The sequence below is a fragment of the Rhodoferax sp. U11-2br genome (assembly GCF_018619435.1).
Taxonomy (GTDB): Bacteria; Pseudomonadota; Gammaproteobacteria; order Burkholderiales; family Burkholderiaceae_C; genus Rhodoferax.
The window spans coordinates 23,315-33,021 of the sequence record NZ_JAHFZF010000042.1 but is presented as its reverse complement, the minus strand read 5'-3'; the positions used below and the strand labels follow the sequence as shown (position 1 = coordinate 33,021).

Here is a 9,707-nt window from a genome sequence, read left to right as displayed (position 1 = left end):
GTGCGCCGCTGGGGCTGACTTTGGGTCCGCAAATCCAGCTCTACTACCTGATTGCGGTCTACACCCTGGTCTGCACTGCGCTGATGTACGCCTTAACACAGACGCCGCTGGGGCGCCTGCTCAATGCGGTGCGCGACAACCCCGAGCGTGTCGCCTTCATCGGCTACAACCCGCAGTGGGTCCGCTACCTGGTCTTCGTGATGTCAGCCTTTTTTGCTGGTATCGCAGGTGGTTTGTCGGCCTTGCACTATGAAATGGTGAGTGCCGATGTGCTCTCGGCGCACCGCTCTGGCCTGCTGCTGCTGTTCACCTTTGTGGGCGGCAGCACCCTGTTTGTCGGCCCGATCCTGGGCGCGGTGCTGATGGTGCTGGCACTCGGTGTGTTGCCTAGTCTGACCCCGGCCTGGCTGCTGTACCTGGGCATGTTGTTTGTGGTGGTGGTGATGTTGGCCCCCGGTGGTCTGGCGGCGCTGGTGCTACGCGCTTGGCAAAGCGCCGGGCAGGGCGGCTGGCGAGTTTTGTGGCCCTGGCGCCTGGTGCTGTTTGTCTCATTTTTGATAGCTATCACCCCTTTGTTGGCGGGGGTGGAGATGCTTTATCGCTTGCAACAGATCGATATATTGGGTCCCCATGTGGGCTTTTTGGGGCTGAGCGTGGATGTGTTGAGCCCGCTGAGTTGGCTGGCTGTGGCAGCTGTGGGTGCCTTGGGTGGGGGGCTGTGCTGGCTGAGTCGAGGTGTGCTGGCGCACAAGGGGGCGCCATGACCACACCACTGTCTCCGTCTGCTGGTGCCGCGCTGGCCTTGGCTGGCCTGCACAAGTCTTTTGGCCCGGCCCAGATCATCCGTGACCTGAGCCTGACGGTGGCGCCAGGTGAACGCGTGGCCATCATTGGCCCCAATGGCGCGGGCAAGTCCACCTTGTTTGACCTGATCAGTGGCCGCAGCGCCCCCAGCAGCGGCCAGATCTGGCTGGCGGGCCAGCGCATCGACGGCAAAAAGCCGTTCGAGATCAACCGCCTGGGCCTGGCGCGCAGCTTCCAGATCAGCCAGCTGTTTCCCAGCTTGAGTGTGTTTGACAACCTGCGCTGCGCGATGATGTGGCGCCAGGGCCTGGGTTACAACTTCTGGCGATCTCTGGTCAGCCTGACCGACACCAACACCCGCACCCAGAACCTGATGCAACAGCTGCAGCTTGATAGCGTCGCCCAGATACCGGCGCAACACCTGAGTTACGCCCAGCAACGCGCGCTGGAGCTGGGTTTGACCCTGGCCAGCGATGCGCCGGTGTTGCTGCTGGACGAACCCACGGCAGGCATGAGCCGCTCCGAGACCAGCCAGTTCATGGCGCTGATCGACACACTGACCCGTGGCAAAACGCTCCTGATGGTAGAGCACGACATGTCCGTGGTCTTTGGGCTGGCGACCAAAATTGCTGTGCTGGTGCAGGGCCAGCTGCTGGCCTTTGACAGCCCTGAGGCGGTGCGTAACAACCCGCTGGTGCAGCAGGCTTACCTGGGCGCTGTCTTGTCCACAACCGAGTTGACCAAGGCCTGACTCAGATGCTGCAGATCCAGAACCTGAGCGCCGGATATGGCAACAGCCGTGTGTTGCAAGACGTGTCTTTGCAAGTGGGTGCGGGCGAGCTGGTGGCGCTGCTCGGGCGCAATGGTTCGGGCCGCTCGACGCTGGCCAAAACCATCATCGGCTTGGTGCCCGCCCAAGGCAGTGTGGCGTGGCGTGGCCAGCAGCTGCTGGGCCGCACCACCTTTGAGATTGCCCGCGCTGGCCTGGGGTATGTGCCTGAGAGCCGTGATGTGTTCCCCGACCTGACGGTCACCCAAAACCTGCTGCTGGGCCAGAAACCTGGGCGCCAGGGCGGCGGCTGGTCGCTCGACGGCATGTTCGAGCTGTTCCCGCAGCTGCAGCAGCGCGCCCATGTCAAGGCCGGTGTTTTGTCGGGGGGTGAGCAGCAGATGCTGACCCTGTGCCGCACCCTGATGGGCAACCCCGAGCTGATCCTGATCGATGAGCCCACCGAGGGCCTGGCGCCGCAGCTGGTGGCGCAGGTGGCCACGTTCCTGGGCACCCTCAAAGCGCGCGGGGTGTCGGTGCTGCTGATCGAACAAAAACTCAGCATCGCGCTGCAGGTGTCCAACCGCTGCCTGGTCATGGGCCAGGGCCGGGTGGTGTTTGAGGGCAGCCCTGCCGCGCTGCTGGCCAACGAGGTCGTGTGCCGGGAGTGGCTGGCGCTGTGAGGCAGGTGGGACACTGTCTGAGTTTGGGTTGGCACTGCGACCAAACTTGGTAAATTTTTCTATATGCTCACGTGATGACTGGCAAAAAACATGCCCCACCCAAAGAGCCAATGATGACCCTCCCCCCCAAGTACTTGCCACCGCTGCAATTGATGTCATGCCAACGGAACAGGCCGGTCACCATTGCGGCGCGCGCCCACAATGTCTGAGACCGTTTTCCCCATCTACTGGCATGTGATCACCCGTTTTGGTGAGGTGCAAACCTTGTTGCCAGCGGCGTTGTGGGTGTGCCTGGCCTTGTTGCGCTCGCAGGCCACGCGGGTTTTGGCCTACAGGTGGTTGTTCTGGCTGGCGCTGGTCACGCTGTTGAACGCCGCCTCCAAGCTGGCGTTCATCGGCTGGGGTGTGGGGGTGGCCAGCTGGAACTTCACCGGCTTTTCGGGCCACGCCATGTTCTCGGCGGCGATTTACCCACTGTTGCTGGTCACGCTCGTGGCCCGGCGTTCATCGCGCTGGCACAGGTCGGCGCTGGGTTTTGGCCTGGTGCTGGCCGCTGGGGTGGCGCTGTCGCGCGTGATGGTGAATGCCCATTCGGTGTCTGAGGTGGTGCTGGGCTGGCTGCTGGGCAGTGGGGTGACGCTGTTGGCCATGTCCCGACCCGTTCTGCAAAGTGCACGCTGGCATCTGTATGTGCCGACGCTGCTGGCGGTCTGGATGGTGTTGGCGCCGGTGCTGGCGCCACCCGCGCCAACCCATTGGATGGTGACCCGGCTGGCTTTGCTGCTGTCCGGGCGTACGCAGCCCTACACCCGGCATGATCTGACGCGGGAGCTGCGCCCGCTGCCACCGACACCGCAGCCTCAAGCCACGGTGCCGGGCTGAGCAAGATCTGTGGCGCCAGGGGCGCCGTTTTATGGACTTATCATCATTTGTATGCTGACACACATCGTTTTCTGGAAACTCAAGGACCACGCCGAGGGCGCGGACAAGGCCACCAACCTGGCGCGCGCCAAGGCGCTGCTCGAATCCTGCGCCGAACTGGTGCCTGGCACCCACCGCTTTGAGGTGGCCACGGCCCAGCCGGGCCATGAGTGCACCTATGACCTGGTGCTTTACTCGCAGTTTGAAGATGCGCAGGCGCTGGCGGCCTACCAGAATCACCCGGATCATGTCGCCATCAAGCCCTTCATCGGCGCCATCCGCCTGGAGCGCCAGTGTATGGACTACACCTATCCTGCACCATGAGCGATACCTCGAACCTGTCGTTCAGCTCGGTGCCTTATGTGCTGCGCGTGGTGTTGGCGCGCCCGGTGTTTTGGGGCGCCTGGCTGGTCGGTGCTGTGGTGGCCTGGATCGTGCCCGCAGCAGAGGTGCAAGCCTGGGTGGCCAAGGCCATTTTGGGCTGGAACGCCGGAGCGGCGGTGTTTTTGTTGGGCGCGGCCTGGCAGATTTTTGGCAAACCGCGCACCAGTGTGCGGGTGCTGGCGGTGCTGCAGCAAGACGGCAGGCAGATCGTGTTGGGGTTGGTGGTGGCGGCGGTGCTGTTGTGCCTGGGCACAGTGGTGGCTCAGCTGGCCCTGGCCCGGGAGCTGCCAGCAGCGCAGCGGCTGGCCCACACGGTGCTGGCCGGTCTGACGCTGGTCAGCGCCTGGGCGGTGACCCAGGTCAGTTGTGCGCTGCACTATGCGCAGGCCTTTTTTTATGCGCAGGTGCAGGCCAGCCCTGCGGTGTTGCGCTGGTCCGAGGAGCGCGTGTGTGACTACCGGCGCTTTCTGGGCCTGGCGGTGGCGCTGGGTACCGTGGGCCGCAGCGCGCAGGCCAACATCAGCAGCCCTGAGCTGGCCCGTGTGCTCTGGGTGCAGCGCGGGCTGGCGGTGTTGTTCAACCTGATGCTGTTGGTGTTGCTGGTCAACCTGGTCAGCGGGCTGTTGTAGCCGCGTTTATGACCAGCTCGCCAGAGACGCCGGGTGGTGAATCCGCTTATGTGTTGCGGGTGTTGCGCTCACGCCCGCGCTTGTGGGGCTGTCTGGCTGCGGGGGTGTTCACCGCCGCGGTGATTCCGCAGGCCACGGTGCAGCCCTGGGTGACACGCGCCATCATCGGCTGGAACGTGGGCGCGCTGGTGTACCTGTTGCTGGCGGCCTGGATGATGTTCGGGTCCACCCACGAGCGCATGCGTAGCCGCGCGGTGTCGCAGGACGATGGCAAGTTTCTGGTCTTGTTACTGGTGGTGGGGGCGGCGCTGATGTGTGTCTGGGCCATCGTCGCCGAACTCTCGATGGTCAAGGAGCTCACTGGTGAGCTGCGGCGCAGCCATGTGCTGCTGGCCACCCTGACGCTGGCCAGCTCCTGGGCCTTCACCCAGGTGGCGTTTGCGCTGCACTACGCGCACGATTTTTATGTGTCGGTGGCCCGGGGTGCGCCGGGCGGGCTGGACTTTCCGGGCACCCACGCACCGGACTATGCCGACTTTGTGTACTTTGCCATCGTGATTGGCACCTCGGCACAAACAGCGGATGTGAGCTTCACCAGCCGCAGCATGCGCCGCACCGGCACCCTGCACTGTGTGCTGGCGTTTTTCTTCAACACCACCTTGCTGGCCTTGACGATCAACATCGCCTCAAGCCTCTTTTGACCGCTTTAGCCCAGGCGCAAGCCGCCCGCACCAAACAGCCCAATCAGGCCAATCGCAATCAGGTAGACCGCCACGATGGTGTTCAGCAGCCGGGGCATGATCAGGATCAGGATGCCGGCCAGCAGCGAAATCAGGGGGGTGAGGCTCAGGTGGATGTTCATGGGTTCAGTTGTTCAACAGGATTTGCAGGATGACGCCGGTGCTGATCGCTACCAGCAGGTAGTCGCCGCCGCTTTGTACCCAATGGTAGCCGCGTGGCGGGGCCGACAGCTGGTGGCCACGCCAGTCGTTCACCACATACTGGCGGCTGCGGTACTCGGCGGGCAGCCGAGCGCCCCGGTGGAACGCGTGGTTGGGCCCGGCGCCGCGCTGGTTTGGCTGCGCCTGGTGCTGCGGCATAGGGTGGGGCGGTGCACGGTCAAACTCGTTGTGGCGCGCCTGCCCCGGTGGCTGCTGGGAGCGCTGGCTTTTCTGATGGGGCATCTGGCGCTGGGCCGGGCCCGCGCAGTTGTCCGGTGTATTGCGGCAGTTCGGTTGATTTTGCGGAGCGCGTGGCTGCGGGCTGTGGCCCTGCGCCAGGGCGCTGCTGCCGATGGCCAAAGCCAGCGACAAAGCTAAAAACGATGGGATGTTCATGTGGTGATCTCTGTGGATGTCAAAAGAAGGGGCGGGCAGTGGGGTCACATTCAGCAGCGATGCTCGCGCAACGTCTCCGGTGCGCCAACCTGGAGGACGACTGTGGCATGGCGCGGCGGACCTGTCTGTGTGTTGCCGAACAATCACGCTGTGGGCACCCATGCCAACCATGCGGCGGGTGTCACGGCGGCGCGAAGGCCGCCGAATTTCCTGCAAAATGGGTCCCAACAAGGACAAACCATGCCACGCACCATCCAACAACTTTTTGACCTGAGCGGCAAAACCGCTCTGGTCACTGGCGGCTCGCGCGGCCTGGGTTTACAAATGGCCCACGCGCTGGGTGAAGCGGGCGCACGGCTGATGCTGTGTGCACGCCATCCCGACGCCCTGGAAACCGCCTGCGCCGAGTTACAAGCCGCTGGCATCGACGCACGCTGGGTGGTGGCCGATTGCGCGCAGGAGGCCGACATCCACAAGCTGGTGTCCGAGACGCTGCAACGCATGGGGGATGTGGACATCCTGGTCAACAACGCCGGTGCCACCTGGGGCGCTCCGGCGCAAGACCACCCGCTGCCAGCCTGGGACGAGGTGATGGCCCTCAATGTGCGCGGCATGTTTGTGCTGAGCCAGTTGCTGGGCCAGCAAAGCATGCTCGCGCGGGGTGGGCGGATCATCAATGTGGCCTCGATTGCCGGGCTGGGTGGCAACCCGCCGGGCATGAGCAGCCTGGCCTACAACACCTCCAAAGGCGCGGTGATCAGCTTCACCCGCACGCTGGCCTGCGAGTGGGGTCGTTACGGCATCAATGTCAACGCCATCTGCCCGGGTTTGTTCCCGAGCCAGATGACCGCCGACACCCTGGTACTGCTGGGTGAGGAGCGACTGGCCGCCAGCGCGCCGCTGCGCCGCCTGGGGGACGACGAAGACCTCAAAGGCGTGACACTGTTGCTGGCGTCTGCTGCGGGCAAACACATCACCGGCCAGTGCCTGGTGGTGGACGGTGGCACCAGCGCCTACATGCGAGGGTCTGCCGCATGACCCTGTCCCTGCCCAGCACCGACTTTGGCGTCGATATCCCGTTTGTTCGCCACCTGGGGTTTGTGCTCACGGTGTTTGCCGACGGCCAGTCCGAGGTGGGCCTCACACCGCAGCCCGAGCACCTGAACTCTTACCAGGTAACCCACGGTGGTGTGGTGATGACGCTGCTGGACGTCACCATGGCGATGGCGGCGCGCGCCGCACCCGGGCGCACCGGTGTGGTCACGGTGGAGATGAAAACCAGCTTCATGCGGCCCTCACAAGGGCCTTTGACAGCACGCGGTACCCTCAAACACCACACCGCCACCCTGGCCTTCACCGAGGCCACGGTGTATGACGCACACGGCCAGGCCTGCGCCCATGCCACCGGCACTTTCAAATACCTCAAACGTTTGCCAGTGGGCAGCAAAAGTGTGCATGGTTTCAACAGCGCCTTGGCCCAGTCGGATGCCTGATCTATATGAAAAATTGGCCTCTAGCCCTTTTGGAATAAGGGCGTATAGCTATGTATTTAGAAGTCATTGCTGATTTTGTTTTGGTCGTTTTTTGGCGCGACGCTGATGCGCGCACACAGGAGGTTGTGCTGTGACATTCAAACTCTGGTCGATTGGCTCGGCCGCTGGCAAGCAGGGTGAGGACGCTGCGCCAGTATGGCGTTTGCTGGCTTTTGACGATTTACGCGTGTACGAGTTGTACGAGGTGCTGCGCCTGCGCAGCGAGGTGTTTGTGGTGGAGCAGCAATGCCTGTTCCAGGACATGGACGGTGCTGACCGGCAGGCGATGCATCTGCTGGGGGTGCAACACGGTGAGTTGCAGGCCTATGCGCGCTGTTTTGAAGCCGGGGTGAAATTTCCCGAGGCTAGTTTTGGGCGGGTGCTGACACGCCAGAGCGCGCGTGGTGGCGGTTTGGGCCACGCCCTGATCACCCAGGCGATTGCGGCCATCAGCCAGGTCTGGGGACCGCAGCCCATTCGCATCGGCGCCCAGCTGCAACTCACGCACTTTTATGCCCAGCACGGTTTTGTCGACACCGGCACCCACTACCTGGAAGATGGCATACCGCACCTGGAGATGCTGCGCCCCGACTGACAGCGCTTACACCGTCGGGTTGCGCGGGCAGGGTAGCAGGACGTCGAAGCGGGTGCCGCCGGGGCCGGTGCTGAACTTGATGTGCCCGGCCATGCGTTCGAGCAGCTGGTTCACCGTGGCCAGGCCGAACGCCGGCTGGCCACGGTTGCTGTGTGTGGCCTCCGGGGCGTTGTCATACAGCTGGGCCTGGATCGCTTCCTTGGTGCTGGCGGCGCTGTCTGCCACCGTGAGCACGGTGTAGACACCCCCATCACGTTGTACCAGTCCACCGCCGTTGACCATGATCTGCCCGCCATCGGGCATGGTTTCACAGGCGTTTTTGATCAGAATCAGCAGGATCTGCTTGATTTTTCCGGGTGAACCCTGCACCCAGGCGGCGCGGTTGGGCATCTCGGCACTGACCTCGATGTTGCCGGGGATGAGCTGGCGGTGTTGCAGCAGTTGCACCGTGTCACGCACGGCCAGGCTCAGGTCAACCGGCACCATGGCGGCCGGCTGCGGCGTCTTGAACAAGGCATCAACCAGCAGGTCAACCGCCTGGACCACCCGTTTGAGTTCGAGGTTTTGCGCTTCTTTGGCCGACAGGGTCTGGCCGGAGCGGTTTTTGTCGGCCAGGCGCCGGCGCGACAGGGCCAGCCCGGCATAGACGCCAAAGGCCTGCAAGGTCGGCAGCTGGCTTCTGAGGTGCTGGCTTAGCTCGGGCGGCACGCTGGCTGCCAGCACGCCCAGGCACTGCTGGGCGGTCAGCAAGGGCAGCAGCACCACTTCGTTGGTGTCCATGACTTCGAGCAGGACGCTCGGCGACAGGCCCTGGCGTTTGGAAAACACCACCTTGCGCTGCGCCATGCAGTGCGTCATCGACGGGTCATTCGCCACCTCGAACGCCAGCGGTGTGGCAGCCAGGTGGCGCTCATTCATCGATACCGGCACCAGCGTCTGCTGGTTGTCACGTGTGAGCATCACCATCGCGTCTTCGAGCTGCAGCAGGGCGCTGGCGTGTTGGCGCATCGAGGTGAGTGCGGCATTGGTGCTGGTCAGGTTGATCAGCGTCATGGCCATTTCGTTGAGCACGCTGCGGTCCAGCACATCGCGCGCTAGCGCGTTTTGGTCGGCGTCGAGTGGCTGGGGCCGGGTGACGGCCAGGCTGGCGGCGCTGGGCTCACCGGCGTCCGAGATGTCCACCCCCAGGTCGCGGGCAATCTGCGCCACCTGGGTGGCTGCTGTTTGCAACAACTCACTGATGTCTTGGGGTGTCAGGCCGTGTTCACTGGCCCAGGCTGGGGGCTCCTCGGGGGGCTCTGGTGGCAGGCCTTCGAGCAGGTGGGCCAGGTGGATCAGGCGCGTGAGTGGCCGGGTGTCTGCCAGTCTGGTGGGCGGGTTGTGGTGCTCCAGCACACTGTGCACCATGGATTGGCTCAGGTGCCAGTGCGTCAGCAACCAGGCGCCTGCTTCGGCGTGGGTGGTGCCAAGCAGCTGCTGCTCCTGACTGCACAGGCTGGTGTCGTCGGGCAAACCAAACAGGGCGCTGTAACGCTCGGGCACCGCCACCAGCAGTGCCAGGCGGCCCACGTCGTGCAACAAACCGGTCAGGTAGGCTTCTTCGGCGCCGACACTGTCCTGGCGCTCGGCCAGCGCACGTGCCAGCACGGCCACACCCAGGCTGTGTTTCCAGAACCGGCGCAGGTCGGCGCTGGTGGTTTGCCGGAAAGAGTGGAAGGTCTGGAACACCGACTCGCTGATCGCCAGCACCTTGATCAGCGCCATGCCCAGTGTGCTGGTGGCTTGCAGCAGGGTCAGGGTTTTGGCGCTGCTGCGGTAATAGGCCGCGCTGTGGGCCACCGACAACACCTTAGCTGACAGGCCTGGATCACTGGCAATCAGCTCCGACAACTCCCCCATGCCCGCGTCGTCCGACTGGCACAACACCATCAGCCGCATCAGCGTCTGCGGCGGGCTGGGCAGGCGTGCAACCAGCAGCCGTTGGTGGATGTCTTCAGGCGGGAGTTTCACAACAGGCCTTGGTTCAGACTAGCGAAAGCGCCGGGGAACTGGA

General features: G+C 63.9%; 13 protein-coding genes. 10 read left to right on the top strand and 3 right to left on the bottom strand.

Features of this window, described 5'->3' with window-relative positions; all coding sequences use genetic code 11:
• The 7 genes from KKO72_RS19225 to KKO72_RS19195 all read left to right on the top strand — a co-directional run.
• The coding region (locus tag KKO72_RS19225; RefSeq protein WP_214942925.1) for a branched-chain amino acid ABC transporter permease at window positions 1-764 on the top strand (764 nt) is incomplete at its 5' end.
• A complete protein-coding gene (locus KKO72_RS19220) occupies window positions 761-1,555 on the top strand; it encodes an ABC transporter ATP-binding protein (RefSeq protein ID WP_214942921.1) in 795 nt (264 codons plus the stop codon). The genes KKO72_RS19225 and KKO72_RS19220, both read left to right, overlap by 4 nt.
• Before the next feature lie 5 nt (window positions 1,556-1,560).
• Window positions 1,561-2,256 (top strand): ABC transporter ATP-binding protein, encoded by a 696-nt coding sequence (locus KKO72_RS19215; RefSeq protein ID WP_214942918.1) that lies wholly within the window; start codon window positions 1,561-1,563, stop codon window positions 2,254-2,256.
• A 201-nt stretch (window positions 2,257-2,457) separates the two neighbouring features.
• Window positions 2,458-3,138, top strand: coding sequence for a phosphatase PAP2 family protein (locus KKO72_RS19210; protein ID WP_214942915.1), 681 nt, complete (start codon window positions 2,458-2,460; stop codon window positions 3,136-3,138).
• A 51-nt stretch (window positions 3,139-3,189) separates the two neighbouring features.
• The gene (locus KKO72_RS19205) at window positions 3,190-3,501 is read left to right on the top strand and encodes a Dabb family protein (protein WP_078363672.1); all 312 of its coding nucleotides are present in this window, start codon (window positions 3,190-3,192) and stop codon (window positions 3,499-3,501) included.
• The gene (locus tag KKO72_RS19200) at window positions 3,498-4,190 is read left to right on the top strand and encodes a DUF1345 domain-containing protein (RefSeq protein WP_214942912.1); all 693 of its coding nucleotides are present in this window, start codon (window positions 3,498-3,500) and stop codon (window positions 4,188-4,190) included. Before KKO72_RS19205 ends, KKO72_RS19200 begins: the two co-directional genes overlap by 4 nt.
• Before the next feature lie 8 nt (window positions 4,191-4,198).
• Window positions 4,199-4,891, top strand: a complete 693-nt coding sequence (locus KKO72_RS19195; RefSeq protein ID WP_214942909.1) for a DUF1345 domain-containing protein — start codon at window positions 4,199-4,201, stop codon at window positions 4,889-4,891.
• 5 nt (window positions 4,892-4,896) lie between these two features.
• Here the strand turns inward: KKO72_RS19195 and KKO72_RS19190 are convergent, their stop codons facing one another.
• Together KKO72_RS19190 and KKO72_RS19185 are read right to left on the bottom strand one after the other, a co-directional pair.
• Window positions 4,897-5,052, bottom strand: a complete 156-nt coding sequence (locus KKO72_RS19190; protein ID WP_078363669.1) for a DUF3096 domain-containing protein — start codon at window positions 5,050-5,052, stop codon at window positions 4,897-4,899.
• 4 nt (window positions 5,053-5,056) lie between these two features.
• The gene (locus KKO72_RS19185; protein WP_214942908.1) at window positions 5,057-5,527 is read right to left on the bottom strand and encodes an RcnB family protein; all 471 of its coding nucleotides are present in this window, start codon (window positions 5,525-5,527) and stop codon (window positions 5,057-5,059) included.
• Window positions 5,528-5,767: 240 nt separating this feature from the next.
• Between KKO72_RS19185 and KKO72_RS19180 the strand changes: the two genes are divergently transcribed.
• From KKO72_RS19180 to KKO72_RS19170, 3 genes are all read left to right on the top strand, one after another.
• Entirely contained in the window at window positions 5,768-6,565 is a 798-nt protein-coding gene (locus tag KKO72_RS19180; RefSeq protein WP_214942905.1) for an SDR family oxidoreductase, read from the top strand.
• Window positions 6,562-7,020: a PaaI family thioesterase gene (locus KKO72_RS19175; RefSeq protein WP_214942902.1), complete on the top strand. Its 459-nt coding sequence runs from the start codon at window positions 6,562-6,564 to the stop codon at window positions 7,018-7,020. Before KKO72_RS19180 ends, KKO72_RS19175 begins: the two co-directional genes overlap by 4 nt.
• A 130-nt stretch (window positions 7,021-7,150) precedes the next feature.
• The gene (locus KKO72_RS19170) at window positions 7,151-7,654 is read left to right on the top strand and encodes a GNAT family N-acetyltransferase (protein WP_371736913.1); all 504 of its coding nucleotides are present in this window, start codon (window positions 7,151-7,153) and stop codon (window positions 7,652-7,654) included.
• Window positions 7,655-7,660: 6 nt separating this feature from the next.
• Here KKO72_RS19170 and KKO72_RS19165 read toward each other — a convergent pair whose 3' ends face one another.
• Window positions 7,661-9,664, bottom strand: a complete 2,004-nt coding sequence (locus KKO72_RS19165) for an HDOD domain-containing protein (RefSeq protein ID WP_214942899.1) — start codon at window positions 9,662-9,664, stop codon at window positions 7,661-7,663.
• Window positions 9,665-9,707 lie beyond the last annotated feature (43 nt).

Bases quoted from the DNA above. Each gene is read 5' to 3' on its own strand.
- KKO72_RS19180 (WP_214942905.1), top strand. From the start codon at position 5,768: ATGCCACGCACCATCCAACAACTTTTTGACCTGAGCGGCAAAACCGCT.
- KKO72_RS19175 (WP_214942902.1), top strand. From the start codon at position 6,562: ATGACCCTGTCCCTGCCCAGCACCGACTTTGGCGTCGATATCCCGTTT.
- KKO72_RS19195 (WP_214942909.1), top strand. From the start codon at position 4,199: ATGACCAGCTCGCCAGAGACGCCGGGTGGTGAATCCGCTTATGTGTTG.
- KKO72_RS19200 (WP_214942912.1), top strand. From the start codon at position 3,498: ATGAGCGATACCTCGAACCTGTCGTTCAGCTCGGTGCCTTATGTGCTG.
- KKO72_RS19185 (WP_214942908.1), bottom strand. From the start codon at position 5,527: ATGAACATCCCATCGTTTTTAGCTTTGTCGCTGGCTTTGGCCATCGGC.
- KKO72_RS19210 (WP_214942915.1), top strand. From the start codon at position 2,458: ATGTCTGAGACCGTTTTCCCCATCTACTGGCATGTGATCACCCGTTTT.
- KKO72_RS19215 (WP_214942918.1), top strand. From the start codon at position 1,561: ATGCTGCAGATCCAGAACCTGAGCGCCGGATATGGCAACAGCCGTGTG.
- KKO72_RS19190 (WP_078363669.1), bottom strand. From the start codon at position 5,052: ATGAACATCCACCTGAGCCTCACCCCCCTGATTTCGCTGCTGGCCGGC.
- KKO72_RS19220 (WP_214942921.1), top strand. From the start codon at position 761: ATGACCACACCACTGTCTCCGTCTGCTGGTGCCGCGCTGGCCTTGGCT.
- KKO72_RS19205 (WP_078363672.1), top strand. From the start codon at position 3,190: ATGCTGACACACATCGTTTTCTGGAAACTCAAGGACCACGCCGAGGGC.